16 protein-coding genes are annotated in these 17867 nt (G+C 61.6%); 5 read left to right on the top strand and 11 right to left on the bottom strand.

Features of this window, described 5'->3' with window-relative positions:
* Window positions 1-36: 36 nt before the first annotated feature.
* Window positions 37-294 carry a 50S ribosomal protein L27 gene (gene rpmA / locus E4656_RS00670; RefSeq protein WP_135480267.1) on the bottom strand — a complete coding sequence of 86 codons (258 nt, stop codon included), beginning with the start codon at window positions 292-294 and terminating at the stop codon, window positions 37-39.
* A 16-nt stretch (window positions 295-310) separates the two neighbouring features.
* Window positions 311-622, bottom strand: a complete 312-nt coding sequence (rplU, locus tag E4656_RS00665; RefSeq protein ID WP_135480265.1) for a 50S ribosomal protein L21 — start codon at window positions 620-622, stop codon at window positions 311-313.
* A gap of 253 nt (window positions 623-875) precedes the next feature.
* On the opposite strand from rplU, the gene E4656_RS00660 reads away from it, so the two are divergent.
* Window positions 876-1844: a polyprenyl synthetase family protein gene (locus tag E4656_RS00660; protein ID WP_135480263.1), complete on the top strand. Its 969-nt coding sequence runs from the start codon at window positions 876-878 to the stop codon at window positions 1842-1844.
* A 75-nt stretch (window positions 1845-1919) separates the two neighbouring features.
* Here E4656_RS00660 and E4656_RS00655 read toward each other — a convergent pair whose 3' ends face one another.
* The gene (locus tag E4656_RS00655) at window positions 1920-2591 is read right to left on the bottom strand and encodes a TetR/AcrR family transcriptional regulator (protein WP_240753870.1); all 672 of its coding nucleotides are present in this window, start codon (window positions 2589-2591) and stop codon (window positions 1920-1922) included.
* Window positions 2592-2722: 131 nt separating this feature from the next.
* Between E4656_RS00655 and E4656_RS00650 the strand changes: the two genes are divergently transcribed.
* Window positions 2723-4759, top strand: coding sequence for an NADH:flavin oxidoreductase (locus E4656_RS00650; RefSeq protein ID WP_135480259.1), 2037 nt, complete (start codon window positions 2723-2725; stop codon window positions 4757-4759).
* Between the two features lie 5 nt (window positions 4760-4764).
* Here E4656_RS00650 and rfbD read toward each other — a convergent pair whose 3' ends face one another.
* The gene (gene rfbD / locus E4656_RS00645; RefSeq protein ID WP_135480257.1) at window positions 4765-5661 is read right to left on the bottom strand and encodes a dTDP-4-dehydrorhamnose reductase; all 897 of its coding nucleotides are present in this window, start codon (window positions 5659-5661) and stop codon (window positions 4765-4767) included.
* Between the two features lie 162 nt (window positions 5662-5823).
* On the opposite strand from rfbD, the gene E4656_RS20170 reads away from it, so the two are divergent.
* Entirely contained in the window at window positions 5824-5991 is a 168-nt protein-coding gene (locus E4656_RS20170) for a hypothetical protein (protein ID WP_167855869.1), read from the top strand.
* Window positions 5992-5993: 2 nt separating this feature from the next.
* Here E4656_RS20170 and mgtE read toward each other — a convergent pair whose 3' ends face one another.
* A complete protein-coding gene (mgtE, locus tag E4656_RS00640; RefSeq protein WP_205849059.1) occupies window positions 5994-7355 on the bottom strand; it encodes a magnesium transporter in 1362 nt (453 codons plus the stop codon).
* Between the two features lie 226 nt (window positions 7356-7581).
* Here mgtE and mqo point away from each other — a divergent pair, with 226 nt between their 5' ends.
* Window positions 7582-9072, top strand: coding sequence for a malate dehydrogenase (quinone) (gene mqo / locus E4656_RS00635; protein WP_420812670.1), 1491 nt, complete (start codon window positions 7582-7584; stop codon window positions 9070-9072).
* A gap of 13 nt (window positions 9073-9085) precedes the next feature.
* Here mqo and E4656_RS00630 read toward each other — a convergent pair whose 3' ends face one another.
* The 4 genes from E4656_RS00630 to E4656_RS00615 all read right to left on the bottom strand — a co-directional run bounded on the left by E4656_RS00630 (window position 9086) and on the right by E4656_RS00615 (window position 12707).
* On the bottom strand, window positions 9086-9454 hold the full coding sequence (locus E4656_RS00630) for a YciI family protein (RefSeq protein WP_135480251.1): 369 nt from the start codon (window positions 9452-9454) through the stop codon (window positions 9086-9088).
* Between the two features lie 75 nt (window positions 9455-9529).
* Window positions 9530-10759: an RNA polymerase sigma factor gene (locus E4656_RS00625; protein WP_135480249.1), complete on the bottom strand. Its 1230-nt coding sequence runs from the start codon at window positions 10757-10759 to the stop codon at window positions 9530-9532.
* A gap of 35 nt (window positions 10760-10794) precedes the next feature.
* Window positions 10795-11325 (bottom strand): single-stranded DNA-binding protein, encoded by a 531-nt coding sequence (locus E4656_RS00620; protein ID WP_135480247.1) that lies wholly within the window; start codon window positions 11323-11325, stop codon window positions 10795-10797.
* Between the two features lie 8 nt (window positions 11326-11333).
* On the bottom strand, window positions 11334-12707 hold the full coding sequence (locus E4656_RS00615) for an MFS transporter (protein ID WP_167855868.1): 1374 nt from the start codon (window positions 12705-12707) through the stop codon (window positions 11334-11336).
* Between the two features lie 191 nt (window positions 12708-12898).
* On the opposite strand from E4656_RS00615, the gene uvrA reads away from it, so the two are divergent.
* Window positions 12899-15745: an excinuclease ABC subunit UvrA gene (uvrA, locus tag E4656_RS00610; protein WP_135480243.1), complete on the top strand. Its 2847-nt coding sequence runs from the start codon at window positions 12899-12901 to the stop codon at window positions 15743-15745.
* Between the two features lie 597 nt (window positions 15746-16342).
* On the opposite strand, the gene E4656_RS00605 is transcribed toward uvrA, so the two are convergent.
* Together E4656_RS00605 and E4656_RS00600 are read right to left on the bottom strand one after the other, a co-directional pair.
* The gene (locus tag E4656_RS00605; RefSeq protein ID WP_135480241.1) at window positions 16343-17221 is read right to left on the bottom strand and encodes a DMT family transporter; all 879 of its coding nucleotides are present in this window, start codon (window positions 17219-17221) and stop codon (window positions 16343-16345) included.
* Window positions 17218-17643 carry an OsmC family protein gene (locus E4656_RS00600; protein WP_135480239.1) on the bottom strand — a complete coding sequence of 142 codons (426 nt, stop codon included), beginning with the start codon at window positions 17641-17643 and terminating at the stop codon, window positions 17218-17220. Before E4656_RS00600 ends, E4656_RS00605 begins: the two co-directional genes overlap by 4 nt.
* Window positions 17644-17867 lie beyond the last annotated feature (224 nt).

Below are 17867 nucleotides of genomic sequence, written 5' to 3'. Positions count from 1 at the left end.
TACCCTGCGAGCAGCCTGTTCAGGTCGGAAACCGCTTCAGGCTGCGACGATGCTGACCGTCTTGCGGCTTTTTGGACCCTTGGTCTCGAACTTGACCACGCCGTCGGCACGGGCAAACAGGGTATGATCCTTGCCAACACCCACATTGCTGCCGGCATGGAAGTGTGTGCCACGCTGACGGATGATGATGGAACCGGCTGATACCTGCTGACCACCGAATGCCTTCACGCCAAGACGCTTCGACTGAGAATCGCGACCGTTACGAGTACTGCCGCCTGCTTTTTTGTGAGCCATGATGCCCCTCCGTCAATTAAGCCTTGATACCGGTGATCTTGACCTGGGTGAACCACTGACGGTGCCCCATGGTCTTCATGTGATGCTTCCGGCGCTTGAACTTGATGATGCGAATTTTCGGGTGACGCCCCTGTGCGACCACTTCCGCAGTGACCTTGGCGCCCTTGACGACCGGCTCACCGATCTTGACGTCATCACCTTCACCGACCAGCAGCACATCATCAAAAGTGATTTTGGCGCCGGTTTCAGATTCGATTTTCTCCAGTTTCAGGAACTGGCCTTCCTGCACGCGGTATTGCTTACCGCCAGACTTGATCACAGCGTACATAATATCTTCTCTTGAACAGATTGTGTATCCAACGTCGAAATCACTTGGTCCCGGTTCCAAAGGCATCGCCTACGCTGCGGCACCCTGTAGCGGGGGATTCCTGCCCTGAACCGCATGAGCGGTACATCAGGGGCGCGCAATTGTAGCCAAAGCCGCCGCGCCTGACAAGCCCGACTCTGCTTGACAGCAGCAGGGGGCGCTCTTAGCATCAACGCCTGTTTTTCTGCCCCCTGTCCACAAGACCCGGAACCGCATGCAGATCAGTGAAATCAATGCCGTAGTCGCCGACGAGTTCGAAGCGGTCAACACGGAAATCAGTCGTGAGCTGTCCTCCGATGTGCCGCTGGTCGAGCACATCGCCGAGTACATCGTTTCCAGCGGCGGCAAGCGCCTGCGCCCGCTGGTGACGCTGCTGACGGGCAGCGCACTGGGTTGTCGCGCCTCGTCACTGATCACGCTGGCGGCCATCATCGAGTTTCTGCACACGGCCACCCTGCTGCATGACGACGTGGTGGACACCTCGGAGTTGCGGCGCGGCAAGCCTACCGCCAATCACAAATGGGGCAATGCACCCTCGGTGCTGGTGGGTGATTTTCTGTACTCGCGTGCCTTCCAGATGATGGTGCGCATCGGAGATATGGCGGTGATGGAGCGCCTGGCCAACGCCACCAATGTGATTGCCGAGGGTGAAGTACTGCAACTGATGAATGTACGCAACCCGGACCTCACCACAGAGGACTACCACAAGGTCATTCAGGGCAAGACCGCCATGCTGTTTGCCGCCGCTTCCGGCAGTGCTGCCTGCCTGGCCAGTGACAGTGACACCCTGCGTCAGGCGGCTCATACCTACGGCATCGAGCTGGGGCTGGCCTTCCAGATTCAGGATGACGTGCTGGACTACAGCGGCAACGCCGAGACGCTGGGCAAGAATGCCGGCGATGATCTGGCCGAGGGCAAGATGACCCTGCCGCTGATCCATACCCTCAAGCACTGTGATGCCGATACGCGGCAACTGATCCGCAACGCCATCCGCCAGGGCGGCACCGATGATCTGGCGCCTGTTCTGGCTGCGGTCCAGGCCAGCAAGGCGCTCGATTTCTGTCGTGGCCAGGCCCTGCAGCACCGGCAGCGGGCCATTGACGCTCTGGCCGACTTCCCGGCCTCCCCCGCGCGTGAAGCCCTGATCGGGCTGGCCGAGCTAGCCGTCGACCGCAGCAGCTAGCTTTCCACGTACACCAGGGGCGGACTTTCTGAACCTGCAGGCGGCCTACCCAACCGTGGCCACCGTTATTGTCGGCTACTGCACGTCGCGAAGTTCCACTGCTCTGCGTTCCTCATAGGCCGACATCCAGTCTTTCAGGTCGGGGGCATGGCGTGACACAAAGCGTTCCAGATCGCGCCGCTCACAAGGCTGGCCGGTGAATACCTGAACGTATTCGGCCACACGGCCAATGCGAACGGCTTTCGTCTCCCGAGTGTGCATCGAGATATAGCCGATCTGTGTCAGGTAGGTCGTTCGTGCGCGCACACCGGCTTCATGAGGGCCGTAGCCGAAGCGGATCAGCATGGCTGTCAAGGCCTCCAGTCGGCGCTGGTCGGCGCTGGCCACTTCAGTGGCCACACGGGCATCCTGCATGGCCCAGTTGCGTACGGCGTATTCGAACTCGGCATCGAACAGGCGCTCATCCAGCCAGCAATCGAAGACATTCAGCATGGCCTCGACCACGGTGTCGGCATAACGTTCTGTCTGCTGAATCAGGGCTTCGGTGTTGGTAGCCTTCCAGCGTTCGATCAACTGCTTCAGCAAAGCCTCCCTGTCCTTGAAGAACCAGTAAAAGCTGGTGCGGGATGTGTTCAGCACCTTGGCCAGTGGCAGGATCTTGACCGAATCCACGCCGAACTTGATCAGCATGGCGTAGGCTGCATCCAGCCAGTCTTCTGCTTTGCCTTTATCGGTGTCTGTTGTCACGGTGCTTCCCATAAACAAAGTGGGCCTGAAACAGGCTGCTGTTGAACGTGTACAGTCATGTCTTTTTAATTGACACTAGTGTACATGAGAGCTAGCGTTGTCACCAGCAGGCACCCACCAGGAGGCTGGTCATGGCTCAAGATCCGTTGCTGCAACCCTTTCAGCTCAAGCATCTGACGCTCAGGAACCGTCTGATGATGACGTCGCATGAGCCTGCCTATCCGGAAGACGGCATGCCCAAGGCACTTTATCGGGCCTACCATGTCGAGCGCGCCAGGGCCGGGCTTGGCCTGACCATGACCGCCGGTTCTGCCGCCGTCGCCAAAGACAGCCCGCCCGTGTTCAACAACATTCTCGCCTACAAGGATGAGGTCGTCCCCTGGTTGCGCGACTTGACCGAGGCCTGCCACGAACACGGCACCGCCGTCATGATCCAGCTCACCCACCTTGGTCGCCGTACCCGTTGGGACAAAGGCGATTGGTTGCCTGCGGTATCTGCATCCCACAACCGGGAAGCCTCACACCGCGCCTTCCCCAAGCAGGTCGAAGACTGGGACATCGAACGGCTGATCGGCGATTACGCCGACGCCGCTGAACGCATGCAGGCGGCCGGGCTCGATGGCATCGAACTCCAGGCCTACGGCCACCTGATGGACCAGTTCTGGTCACCGCTCACCAACACGCTCGAAGCGCCCTACGGTGGCAGCCTGGACAACCGGCTGAGGTTTACCTTTGAGGTGCTGCGCGCCATTCGCGCCCGAGTGGGTGCAGACTTTATTGTCGGTGTGCGCTACACCGGGGATGAACAACTGCCCGGCGGGCTGAATGCAGACGAAGGCCTGGATATCTCCCGGCGCCTGAAAGACAGCGGCATGGTCGACTTTCTCAACGTGGTACGCGGCCACATTGATACCGACCCTGGTCTGACCGATGTCATTCCGGTTCAAGGCATGCCCAGTGCGCCGCACCTGGACTTCGCTGGTGAAATCCGCCGCCAGGTCGATTTCCCCACCTTCCACGGGGCCAAAATTCAGGACGTCGGCACCGCCCGCTATGCCATCGAATCCGGCAAGGTCGACATGATCGGCATGACGCGGGCGCATATGGCGGACCCTCATATAGTGAAGAAAATCATCGAAGGGCGTGAGCACGATATTCGCCCCTGTGTCGGGGCCAACTATTGTCTGGATCGCATCTACCAGGGCGGCGCGGCTTACTGCATCCACAACGCTGCAACCGGTCGGGAAACCACCATGCCACACGAGATCCCCAGGGCCGAAACCAAGCGCAAGGTGCTGGTGATCGGCGCCGGGCCGGGTGGATTGGAAGCGGCGCGGGTGGCCGCCGAGCGCGGGCATGAGGTCCTGGTACTGGAAGCGATGAGTGAAGCCGGTGGTCAGGTTCGCCTGACCGCCCAAAGCGAGCGCCGACGCGACATGATTGCCATCATCGACTGGCGCCTGGCCCAATGCGAGAAACTGGGCGTGCAAATCCGCTACAACTGCTGGGCAGAAGCGGACGAGGTGCGCCAGGAAAGCCCGGATGTGATCATCGTCGCCACCGGCGGCTACCCCATCGAAGACCAGCCCACTGTTGGCAGCGACCTGGTGGTGAATAGCTGGGATATTCTCTCAGGCCATGTACAACCCGGACAAAAGGTGCTGTTGTTCGACGACGCGGGTGATCACCCGGCCCTGCAGGCGGCGGAAATGATCGCCAAAACCGGGGCCGAACTCGAAATCATGACACCGGATCGCACCTTCTCGGCCGAGGTCATGGCCATGACCCTGGTGCCCTACATGAGAGCCCTGCAGCGTCCCAATGTCACCTTCACACCAACGTACCGGCTGAAATCCGTCGAGCGCAGCGGCGATGCCTTGCTGGCCGGAATCACCAGCGATTACCTGGACCTGGACCATGAACGCCACATCGATCAGGTGGTCGTCAACTACGGCATAAAGCCCATGGCGGACATCTATTTCGACCTGAAGCCCTACTCCAGCAATGGTGGTGCAGTGAATTACGATGCCTTGATCGTGGGCAAGGCACAGCGGGTAATTCGCAATGAAGCAGGCCGTTTCCAATTGTTCCGCGTTGGCGATGCCGTGGAAGCGCGCAATACCCATGCCGCCATCTATGATGCCTTGCGGTTGGTGAAGGACCTGTAGGGACACTAAGCTGCCCGCTGGCCCTGCCGCACGGCCTCCAGAGCGCTCTTGAGCCCCTGGCGCCAGCCACGCTGCCGAATCCCGAAGGTAAAGAACAGGTGGTCGCTGGACAACACGGACTGCCGCGCTTCTTCCGCCCGGTTCTGCAAGTCCGCGCTCTCAATCGCCTGCACCTGTGTCTCCGACGCCAGCCCGGCTTGCACCGCCTGTGCCACTATGGTGCGGGCAAATTCATAGCGTGTGGTGGCACCCCGATCACTGTAATGGTAGGTGCCCCACAGATTGGGTTCGATATTGCAATGCACCTGCTGCAGCATGGCCACACAGACGATCGCCAGATGCCCGGCCCAGGTGGGGCAACTGATCTGATCATTGACCCCCTTCACCGGCTGGCCGGACATGGCCCGCTCCAGCGAACGCATGAAGAAATTGTTGCCTTCGGCGCTGAACACCCAACTGGTGCGCAGCACCAGGTGCCGTGAACAGTATTCCCGCACGGCCTCTTCGCCTTCGAGCTTGCTGTTGCCGTAGACATTGCGCGGGTTGGGCTTGTCCTTCTCGGTGTAGGGCCGGGCCTGCAGGCCATCGAACACATAGTCGCTGGACAGATACAGCAGCCCGGCGCCCACCGCTTCACAGGCCTGAGCCAAATTCGCAGCGCCATCGCGGTTGATGGCATAGCAGAGGTTGGCCTCGCCCTGGGCTACCGCCACATCGGAGAACGCTGCCGCATTGATCACGAAATCCGGGCGCTCACGGGCCAATACCGCCTGCACGGCCGCGCCGTCGGTGATATCCAGTTCCCGGTGGCCCAGCCCCAGGTGCTGTATCCCGACTTCTGTGCAGGCTGCCGTCAGGGCAGTACCCACCTGACCCCGCGCTCCGGTAATCAGAACTTTCATGCGTAACGCTGTCTCCAGGCCCTGTTACAGAACTGCGCCACCGTCAGGGCCGACAAGCGATGGCGAGACCACTATACTGTGACAGATCAGGCAACTGCTGCGGTGCCGTTTGCGTGCCCGTCCGCATGCCTCAACTCTATATGAAACGGGAGCCTGTTGCCCATGCCAAAACGGCGTCGTACCTCAGCTTTCAAACGTCTCGGGCTGGTTCTGGTCTGGCTTGGCATCATTGCGCTGCTGATCCCGAGCCCGGGTGCCATGCCCAACCCGTCACTGATTCTGCTGCCGCTGGGCGTCGTGCTGTACACCATCGGCTGGATCAGGGACTAGCTTCACGCGCCAGGCAAACCCAGCGTGGCCGTGGCAATGGAAAAATAGAGCACCACCCCCACCGCATCGGCAATCGAGGTCACCAGTGGGGCACTGGCGGTGGCCGGGTCCCAGCCCACGCGGCTGAGCAGAAAAGGCAGGCTCATGCCGATCAGGCTGCCCATGATCACCACGGCAATCATGCTGGTCGCCACCACAAAGGCGATATCCGGCCCACCGCGCAGCACACCCAGAATGGACACCGCCGCCGCCATGGTGAGCCCCAACGCCCCGGCCACCAGCAGCTCACGGCCAAAATGGCGCCCCCATTGCCGGAGCTGCACATCGCCGGTAGCCAGGCCGCGCACCATCAGGGTGGCCGCCTGTGAGCCGGCATTGCCGCTGCTGTCCACCAGCAGCGGCAGGAAGAATACCAGTACTATATAAGCCTCTATCGTGGCCTCGAAATGCGCGATGCCGAACCCCGAAAGGATATTGGCAAACACCAGCAGCACCAGCCACACGATCCGCTTGCGGTACAGTTCCAGCAGCCCCGACTGACCGATACCACGATGCAGCTTGCCGATGGTCGCCGCCTTGTGCATGTCCTCGGTGGCCTCTTCAGCCGCCACATCCATGGCGTCATCGTGGGTAACGATGCCGACCAGACGCTGGTCGGCATCCAGTATCGGCAGTGCCAGCAGGTCATAGCGACTGATCAGGCGGGCCACTTCTTCCTGTGCGGTATCGACCTGGCCGGTAACCAGCTCGGTGCGCATCAGCTCATCCAGCGGCTGATCCGGCAGACCCAGAATCAGTTCGCGCAGCGATACCGTCCCCTGCAGCCGATGCTCATGGTCGATGATATACACCTGATAGATGGTTTCCGCATCCGGTGCGGTCGAGCGCACTGCCTGCAACGCCGCCGCCACGGTGAGGTTTTCCGGCACAGCGACATAGTCGCTGGTCATCAGCGCGCCGCCAGTCCCCTCTTCATAGCTGGCCAGGCGCCGCAGATCTTCGCGCTCCTCCCGGGCCATCTGGCGCAAAGCCGCTTCCTGTACATCCTCGTTGACCAGCTTGAACAGGTCGGCCCGCTCATCGGCATCCATCTTGCCCAGCAGGCGGGCCAGGGCAGTCGGCGACAGCCGCGCGGCCACCCTGGCCTGCAGCGTGGCATCCAGATAACCGAAGGCGCGGGCCCGCTCCGACAATGTCAGATGCGCCAGCAGCTGTTCTGCCAGGGCCGGATCATTGCGCCCCTCTGCGCTCAGGAAAGCGGCCAGATCGGCTGGTTGCAGGGCCGCCACCACCGCCGCCAGGCGGGCGTCATTGCCCTCGCCGAGCGCTGCCTGCAATTCCATGTCTGGCGAAGCCTGTGCCATCAATCAGATGCCTGTGCGGTGCGGAGTCAAGTCAGGTTGACAGTATGCCAGAGTTCGCCGGAAGCGCCCACCACAGAGGTTTCCCGGCCATAGCGGCACCATTTTTCGAGCGCTCGCAAAGGCTACGACTTTGGTCTGGTTGATGAATAAATTGCACAGCATCATTTACTTAACCACGGTCAATTAGTATATACTCGCGCCACATTTTCGGATGAGGTGGCGAGGTTTGGCAGAACAGGCCGACGTGGTGCTGGTAGGCGCCGGCACAATGAGTGCAACACTGGGTGTGCTGCTGCGGTCCCTGGACCCTTCTCTGAACATCATGATGGTGGAGTCGCTGGATGGTCCGGCCCGTGAAAGTTCCGACGGCTGGAACAATGCAGGCACCGGTCATGCCGGGTACTGCGAGCTCAACTACACCCCGCAGGATCAGGACGGCAACATCGACATCAGCAAGGCCGTCAACATCAATGCCAATTTCGAAATCAGCCTCCAGTTGTGGTCCTGGCTGGTTGAACAGGGCCATTTGCCCGAACCCGAACAGTTCATCAACCCGACCCCGCACCTGAGTTTTGTCTGGGGCGAGAAGAATGTGGCCTTTCTGAAGAAACGCCATGAGCTGCTCAGCCAGCACCACCTGTTCCAGGATATGGTCTACAGCGAAGACCCGGAGCAGCTGCGTCAGTGGATGCCGCTGGTCATGGCCGAGCGCTCCGCCGACACGCCTGTAGCTGCAACCCGGGTGCCCTATGGCGCCGATGTCGATTTCGGCGCCCTGACCCGGCATCTGGTGCAGTATCTGGACGGCCAGGACCATTTCGAGCTGCGCACCCACACAAAAGTGCGTGACCTCAAGCAGCGCGACAACGGCACCTGGAGTGTGGAGCTGGAAGACACCCATACCGACCGGGTCTACCGGGTGCGCACCCGCTTCGTATTCCTGGGTGCCGGCGGCGCAGCGCTGCCGCTGCTGCACAAGTCCGGCATTCCCGAAGGCAAGGGCTATGGCGGCTTCCCGGTCAGCGGCCAGTGGCTGGTCTGCCGCAACCCCGAGGTGGTGGCCCAGCACGAAGCCAAGGTCTACGGCAAGGCGGCCGTTGGCGCGCCGCCGATGTCGGTACCGCACCTGGATACGCGCATTATCGGCGGCGAGCGTTCACTGCTGTTTGGTCCGTTTGCCGGTTTTACCACCAAGTTCCTGAAATCGGGCTCGGTTACCGACCTGATGAAGTCGATGAATGTGGGCAACGTCAAACCCATGGTTGGAGCCGGCCTGGATAACATGCCGCTGACGGTCTATCTGATGCGCGAAGCGCTGCAGAGCCAGAAAAGCCGCATGGGCAGCCTGCGTGACTACTATCCACAGGCACGGAGTGACGACTGGGAACTGGCGCAGGCCGGACAACGGGTGCAGATCATCAAGCAGGACCCGAAAAAAGGCGGCAAGCTGGAGTTTGGCACCGAGATCATCGTGTCGGAAGATGGCTCGCTGGCAGCTCTGCTGGGTGCCTCACCGGGCGCCTCGACAGCCGTGCGCGCCATGCTGGACGTGATCGAACGCTGCTTCCCCAAACGGCAGAAGAATCCGGACTGGAAGGAACGCATCGGCGAGATGATTCCGTCCTATGGCCGCTCACTGGCCGACGACCCGCAACTGGCACGGGCGGTGCGGGCCCGCACCCTGTCCGCACTTAGACTGAGGCGCCGGCCCGCTTAAGGCCAGCAGCGTCTCAGCGCTCGTTGTCTTCCGCTCTGAGTTCGCGCACCGGCCGCACCTCTATCGAGCCATAGCGTGCCGTTGGAATACGGCCGCCCAGTTGAATGGCTTCATTGAGGTCACGGGCTTCCAGCAGGTAGAAACCGGCCAGTTGTTCGCGGGTCTCGGCGAAGGGGCCATCAGTGGTCGTTATGCGCCCCTCGCGCACGCGCACCGTGGTGGCCGTGTCGACCGACAGCAAGGGTGCGCCATCCAGCATTTTCCCATCCGCCACCAGTTTCTCCACGCCGGCAATGCACTCCTGATTCAGCGCATCCCATTCCTGCTGGCTCATGTCGTTCATGATCTGTTCCCGGTAATAGACCAGGGCTATATATTTCATCGTGCTCGACCTCTCGTCGTCAGGGTGTCCCTCTATAGTCGCACGGGCCACGTCAAAACAGACAACAGCTGACCCCTATTGAGCGTCCACTGTCGGCAGACTGGACAACTGACGCTCCAGATGGCGTTGCTCCGGTGCCTGTTCCACCAGTGCCAGCGCCTGTTCGTAGTCTCGCCGCGCCTGCTCATACCGCCCCAGACGCCGATTCAGTTCCGCCCTGGCCGCATAGGCCAGGTGATAACCGCGCGGTGCCAGATCCTCCAGCAATGGATCGATCAGCTCGAGACCGGCCTCCGGACCATGAACCATGGCCAGGGCCACCGCACGATTCAGCGCCACCACCGAGGTCGGCGTAAGCTTGTACAGCAGATCATACAGAGCCAGGATCTGTGCCCAGTCGGTATCCGCATAGGTGGCGGCTTCAGCATGCACTGCGGCGATAGCGGCCTGCAGACAATAGGGGCCCATGCCGGGCCGGGGCAAGGCCTGCTCGACCAGCTCGATGCCCTCGCTGATCTGCTTCTGATCCCACAGGCTGCGATCCTGATCTTCCAGGGTGATCAGTTCCCCCGCTGACACCCGGGCCGCACTGCGCGCATCCTGCAGTAGCATCAGCGCGAGCAGCCCCATCACTTCCGGCTGCGGCAACAACTGCCCCAGCAGCCGCCCCAGATGGATGGCTTCGCGGCTCAGCGACTGGCGCTGCAGTTGGTCACCCGCCGACGCGGCATAGCCTTCGTTGTACAGCAGATAGACCACCGCCAGCACGCTCTGCAGGCGTTCGTGCAGTTGTGGTCCGGCAGGGACTTCATAGGGAATACGGGCGTCACGAATCTTGCTCTTGGCCCGCACAATGCGCTGCGCGATAGTGGACGGCCGGGCCAGAAAGGCCCGCGCCACTTCCTCTGTAGTCAGGCCACAGACTTCGCGCAGCGTCAGCGCCAGCCGGGCTTCGGTGGAAAGAGCGGGATGACAGCAGGTGAAGATCAGGCGCAGGCGATCATCTCCGACTGCTTCGTCGGCCAGGCTCGACGTCGTTTCCTGCTCGGCGGTTTGCTGCAGTTCGGTCAGGATCTGGTCATGCCGCGAGCGCCGACGCAGTCGGTCAATGGCCTTGAAACGACCGGTCGACACCAGCCAGGCGCGCGGATTGGCCGGCACACCGGTTTGCGGCCACTGATCCAGGGCCGCAGCAAAGGCCTCATGCAACGCTTCTTCGGCCAGATCAAAATCGCCCAGCAAGCGAATCAGGGTGGCCAGCACCCGTCGGGATTCCTGGCGGTACAGCTCATCCAGTTGCTGCATGCCTGCCTACCCCATCCACGCACAACGAAAGCCCGTCAGAACGGGATATCGTCGTCGAAATCATCGAAATTGTTGGTGCTCTGCTGCGGCTGCGCCTGAGGTTGCTGCTGTGGCTGGCGTTGCTGAGCCGGTTGCTGCTGTTGCGGCTGATTGAAGCCACCGCCCTGCTGACCGCCCATACCCTGGCCACCGCTCATGCCCTGACCACCGCCCTGGCCGCCGCCCTGACCACCACCGACAAACTGCATCTCGTTGACCACAATTTCGGTGGAATAGCGGTCATTGCCGTTTTGGTCCTGCCATTTGCGGGTCTGCAGCCGGCCTTCGAGGTAGACCAGTGAGCCCTTGCTGAGGTACTGCTGGGCCAGCTCGGCGGTGCGCCCGAACAGCACACAGCGGTGCCATTCGGTGTTTTCCTGCCGCATGCCACTGGGGTCTTTCGGCCCCAGTTCATTGGTGGCCACATTGAGGTTGGCCACGGTCGTACCGCTGGCCGCAGCCCGGACTTCCGGGTCCTGCCCCAGACGGCCCAATATGATGACTTTATTGACTGTGCCTTTCGCCATAGTGTTTATCAATCCGTTTGCGAGTTGTCATGGGCAGCCAGCAGGGCTGCCTGATCGAGTTCATTGCCGGACACGCGTACCATCAGCGCGGTTTCATCATCCAGTATATGGACATCCAGCACGCCGTCCAGCGCCGCCAGGTGCTCCGCCCAGGCATGCAGGCCATGCGCCGCGCTGGCCTGTGGATCGTGCCGCAGCAGGTCCTGTGCTTCCAGTACCAACTGACGGGTCAGAGGTGGTGGTGCCGACAAGGCCGTCAGCATGACCCAAATGAGCATGAACAGCAATGCGCAGAATACCACAAAGGGAACTCCACCCATGGAGAGCAACAGCCCGCCGAGCGCGCCTCCGGCTGCGGCGCCAAGGAACTGGAAGGTGGAGAATACGCCCATCGCCGTACCGCGCTGAGCGGGCGGCGCCAGGCGGCTCAGCCAGGACGGCAGACTGGCCTCCAGGAAGTTGAAACCGATAAAGAACAGTGCCATGGCGACCAGAGTGAGCTCCAGCGCACCGCCGCTGAAGGGCAGGCACAGCATGCCCAGAATCAATACAACCTGGGCCACCAGCACCATCTGCTTGGGCCGCCGCCGTTTTTCACTGAACCCCATCATGGGCCCCAGCGCCAGCAGTGCCACTGCCGCCATCAGCAGATAGATCAGACCCTGCTGGCCCAGCGTGAACTGCAGCTCGGACAGCCGAGTCGGCACAATCAGGAACAACGCAGCCAGCACCGCATGCAGACAGAAGATGCCGATATTCAGGGGCCACAGACCGGGTGCGTGCACAACCTCCGGCAAGCGGTCCGGCTGCCAGCGCTGATAGCCATCTGTCACTGCGTGCGCCGGCGTTGGCAGCAGCAGTACCAGCAGCATGGCCAGCAGAGCCAGTACTGCGGTCAGCACAAACACCCCGGGCAGGCCGGCCACTCCTGCCACCAGCGGTCCCAGCACCATGGCCAGGGAAAAGGACATGCCGATGCTGATGCCGACCACAGCCAGGGCCAGAGTGCGGTGCCGGGCCGGGGTCAGGTCCGCCAGCAGCGCCAGCAGAGTACTGGAAATGGCTCCCGCCCCCTGCAGGGCTCGGCCGATAATCAGACCGGTAACACTCTCGGCCAGAGCCGCCACCACGCTGCCAATGGCAAACACGGCCAGGCCGACCAGCAGCACGGGTCGGCGCCCCCACACATCGGACAGCATCCCCAGCGGTATCTGCAGCCCGGCCTGAGTCAGACCATAGATCCCCAGTGCGACGCCCAGGGTCGCGGCGGTGGCGCCGGCATAATCGGTGCCCAACAGCATGATCACCGGCAGAACCATAAACAGACCCAGCATCCGGGTCACATAAATCAAACTGATTGAACACAGTACGCGTACAGGCAAGACACTCATCCTGCATCTGAAACGGGGCAGATATCCGCCAGGCGGTTGGAAAATCACCGGCGGGACGGGTTGCGGATGTTAACAGATCAACCGTCATTGCGGTACGTTTGCCCACTGCCGAAACCTGTCAGTATGACGCAGGCACTCTTATCCAGTATGATTCCCTGTTCACTCGAGACCGTTCAGGCCCTATGAAAAGCATCCAGGTTCAAGGTGCGCGCACGCACAATCTGAAGAACATCGATATCGACATTCCGCGCGACAAGCTGGTGGTCATCACCGGTCTGAGCGGGTCCGGCAAGTCTTCACTGGCTTTCGACACCCTCTATGCAGAGGGTCAGCGGCGCTATGTGGAGTCATTGTCCACCTATGCGCGCCAGTTCCTGTCGATGATGGAAAAACCGGATGTCGATCATATCGAAGGGTTGTCACCGGCCATCTCGATCGAGCAGAAGTCCACCACCCACAACCCCCGCTCGACCGTGGGCACCACCACGGAAATCTATGACTATCTGCGCCTGCTGTTTGCGCGTGCGGGTGAACCGCGTTGCCCCGAGCACGACGAACCGCTGGCCGCACAGACCATAGACCAGATGGTGGACCAGATCATGGCCCTGCCGGAAGGCACCAGGCTGATGCTACTGGCGCCGGTGATCAAGGAGCGCAAGGGTGAGCACCAGCATGTGTTCGAGCAGTTGCAGGCCCAGGGTTTCGTGCGGGCCAGAGTGGACGCCAGGGTCTACGACATCGACGAAGTGCCGCCGCTGGACAAGAAGCGCAAGCACAGCATCGAGGCCGTAGTGGACCGCTTCAAGGTACGCGATGATCTGCGCCTGCGCCTGGCCGAATCACTGGAGACCTGCCTGGCCCTGGCCGACGACACGGCACTGGTCGTACCCATGGACGACGACGGCCCGGAACCCATGGTCTTTTCCGCCAAGTTTGCCTGTCCGGTCTGCGGCTACAGCATTCCGGAGCTGGAACCGCGAGTATTTTCGTTCAACAACCCGGCCGGCGCCTGCCCCAGCTGCGACGGCCTGGGGGTGATGCAGTATTTTGATGAAGTGAAGGTGGTACGCGACCCGAACCTGAAGCTGGCCGAAGGGGCCATCTCCGGCTGGGATCGGCGCAGTATCTACTATTACTCCATGCTGGAGGCGCTGGCCGAACATGACGGTGCCGACCTGAACCGGAGCTGGGAGCAGTTGCCGGAAAAATTCAAGGACCGGGTGCTGCACGGCACCGGTGAGGAAAAGATCCGCTTCCACTACGTCAACAGCCGGGGTGATACCGTTGACCGTCATCATACCTTTGAGGGTGTGTTGCCGAACATGAACCGGCGCTACCGCGAGACCGAGTCTGCCACGGTGCGCGAGGAACTGGGCCGCTATCTGACCGAACAGCCCTGCCCGGATTGCCACGGCTCGCGCCTGAAACAGTCGTCACGCCACGTATTTGTCGACAACCGCACCCTGCCGGACCTGGTTCACCTGCCCATTGGCGAAGCCTTTCAGTACTTCGAGCAGTTGCAACTGACCGGCGCTCAAGGTGCCATTGCGGACAAGATTCTGAAGGAGATCCGTCAGCGGCTGTCCTTCCTGGTCAATGTCGGTCTGGATTATCTGAGCCTGGAACGCTCGGCCAACACGCTCTCCGGCGGCGAGTCCCAGCGTATTCGTCTGGCCAGCCAGATCGGCGCTGGTCTGGTCGGCGTGATGTACATTCTGGACGAGCCCTCCATAGGCCTGCACCAGCGCGACAACGCCCGCCTGCTGAATGCACTGCGCCGGCTGCGTGATCTGGGCAACACGGTGCTGGTGGTGGAGCACGATGAAGACGCCATCCGCACCGCCGACCATGTGCTGGATATCGGCCCCGGGGCCGGCGTGCATGGCGGCCAGGTGGTGGCTTCCGGCACCCCGCAGGAGGTCATGGCGAACCCCAACTCGCTGACTGGCCAGTACCTCTGCGGGGTGCAGGAAATTGCCGTTCCCAGGCAACGCAACAAGCCGCAGAAAGGCCAGTGGCTGACCCTGCACGGCGCCACCGGCAACAACCTGCAGGATGTGACGCTGAAACTGCCGGTGGGGCTGTTCACCTGTATCACCGGCGTCTCCGGGTCGGGCAAGTCGACACTGATCAACGGCACGCTGTACCCGCTGGCCGCCACCGAACTGAACAATGCCACCACACTGAAGCCCGAGCGCTACAAGGGCATCGCGGGGCTGGACCATTTCGACAAGGTGGTCGACATCGACCAGAGCCCGATCGGGCGGACACCGCGCTCCAACCCGGCGACCTATACCGGCATTTTCACTGCCATCCGGGAACTCTTTGCTGGCACTCAGGAAGCCCGCTCGCGAGGTTACACGCCGGGCCGGTTCAGCTTCAACGTCAAGGGCGGCCGCTGCGAGGCCTGTCAGGGCGATGGGGTAATCAAGGTCGAGATGCACTTTCTGGCCGATGTCTATGTGCCCTGCGACGTCTGCGAAGGGCGACGCTACAACCGCGAGACGCTGGAGGTGCTGTACAAGGGCAAGAGCGTCTATGACGTGCTGGAGATGACGGTAGAAGAAGGCCTCGACTTCTTCAGTGCCATCCCGGCGCTCAACCGCAAGCTGCAGACATTGATGGATGTGGGGCTGTCCTATGTCAAGCTGGGGCAGGCGGCAACTACGCTGTCGGGCGGTGAAGCACAGCGCATCAAGCTGGCCCGGGAGCTGTCGAAGCGGGACACGGGCAAGACGCTGTATATTCTGGACGAGCCGACGACGGGGCTGCACTTCCACGATATCCGCCAGTTGCTGCATGTGTTGCATCAGTTGCGTGATCGGGGCAACAGCATTGTGGTGATCGAGCACAATCTGGATGTGATCAAGACGGCGGACTGGGTGATTGATCTGGGGCCGGAGGGCGGCAACAAGGGCGGTCAGATCATTGCCGAGGGCACGCCGGAGCAGATTGCCGACGCCAGCCACTCGCTGACCGGACAGTTCCTCGCCCCGCTGCTGAAGTCCCCCGTCCCCGAGACCGCCTGAGGGCTGGTTTCGGGCCGAGCGGTCCTTCCTGCCAGTGCCGCCTGATGGCGGGGTGCCGAACGGACCGTCGCACGCTCAGGCTGGGAGCCCAACCGCCTGCTGCGGGTACCTGACCGCAGACACGCAAAAAACGTCGTCCCTGACAGCTCGACTGCGCACATCCCTGTGCGCAGACGGTCTGCCGGTCAGGGTACCCCGCGCGGCGGCCGCGCCATTGCAGGCTACTTTCAATGGGCGGCTGACGCCGCCATCGGCCAGGGGGCTGGCCTCCTACGGAACATAACCACCGTAGGAGCGCACCCCGGGAACATAACCACCGTAGGAGCGCACCCCGCGCGCGATGGGGCCGCAGGCCCCCGAGTTTGGGAGGCACTACTGGAGTCGCCTGCCGGGTACAGGCCCTGTGAGACCGTTTGCGGCCAGGGATGGCCGCAACCGAGCTGGCATGGATGCCGTTTTTTGCGTGTCTCACAGGGCCTGTACCCGAGCTTGGCGACGGTAGCTGAGCACGTCATGTGCAGATGGCTAGGCCTATAATCATTACTTACACCGACGCGTCAGCCCACCCTAGCTAAACTGCGGGAGGTATCCTGACGCTCACCGCCGGTGCTGCCACCACTGGCCGGCAAGAATGAGGACAAGGCCGATGGGGGTGGTGAAGACGATGGGTTCGCCGAGAATCCAGGACACCCAGATCAGGCTGAGGAAGGGCGCGATAAAGATCAGATTGGCCACCCGCGCCGTATTGCTGACCTGCTTCAGCGCCGTCATCCAGAGCAGAAACGCCAGCCCCATCTCGAACAGGCCAATATACAGCGCCGGACCCCAGCCTGCCGGTTGCAGCAGAAACTCCGGTCCGAACCAGAACATCAGTCCGGTCAGCACCGGCCAGGCGAGCAGAAAATGATGGAACATGGCCACCAGTGAAGGCCTTCTGTCCTTCATGCCGATGGCCCAGTAGCCGGCCCAGAACAGCGTGCTCAGGATGGCCAGGAAAACACCCGGGCCGGTAACCTCCAGCCGCCCCTGAGCGCCCAGTACCAGCACGACCACGCCCAGATAACCCAGCGCCATGCCCTGCCAGTCGCGCACCCGAACCGGCGCCTTGTGCCACAGTGCTGCCAGCAGCGACAGCACAAAGGCCCAGGTGTAGTTGATCGGCTGCGCAATCTGCGCCGACAGCTGATCATAGGCACCGAACAGCGTGAAATAATAGACCACCGGATTGAGCAGACCCAGCAGCAGCGCCCGCTTCCAGTAGCGGCGCAACAGCCGCAGGCTGCCCCGCAGCGCCCCGGCCTGCCAAAGCACCCCGGTGAAGAACATCAGGCTGACCGTGGCGGCCAGCCACAACACCCCGTGCAGCGGCCACACATCGAGTGCCAGCTTGAAGGCCGTCGCCACCGTGGACCACAGCAGTACCGCCAGCAACCCCAGCAGCATGCCCTGTTGCTCCGACGATCGGTTCAGCTTCATCCGTCGGCGCTGTGAATCTCGTAGTCGTGGGTAATTTCCACGCCACCCTTCTCCAGCATGATGGAGGCCGAACAGTACTTCTCTGCCGACAATGCCACCGCCCGCCTGACGTGACTCTCTTTGAGTTCACGACCGGTGACGACAAAATGCAGATGAATACGGGTAAATACCGCCGGTACAGAATCTGCGCGCTCGGCTGTCAATTCTGCTTTACAGTCGGTAACGTCCTGACGCGCTTTCTGCAGGATGGACATGACGTCAAAAGCCGAGCAACCGCCCAGGCCCATCAGCACCATCTCCATCGGCCTGGCACCGCCGTTTTGGCCCCCGTGGTCAGGGGGGCCGTCCATTACCACCTCATGGCCGGAACCGGACTGACCGGTAAATTGAGCACCCCCATTCCAACGGATGGTTGCCTGCATTGTGCCCTTCCTCCTGCTTGTTTAACTGTGCGCGAAGCAGTGTAACACAACCGTCAGCACCGCCTCTCCGACTTGTTAAAGCAAACGATATCATGCACTCTATCAACGTCAGGTGCAGTCAATGGGATTGGCCTTCCATCGAGCTGACAACAAGCCGTGAGCCCTGTGTACAATAAGTGAGCGCTGACTTCGGTACCGACGAAGTGGTGCATTTCAGAGATCTG

The organism is Natronospirillum operosum, assembly GCF_004768465.1.
GTDB classification, from domain to species: Bacteria; Pseudomonadota; Gammaproteobacteria; order Pseudomonadales; family Natronospirillaceae; genus Natronospirillum; species Natronospirillum operosum.
The sequence above is the reverse complement of the archived record's forward strand: the minus strand, read 5'-3'. Positions and strand labels throughout refer to the sequence as shown.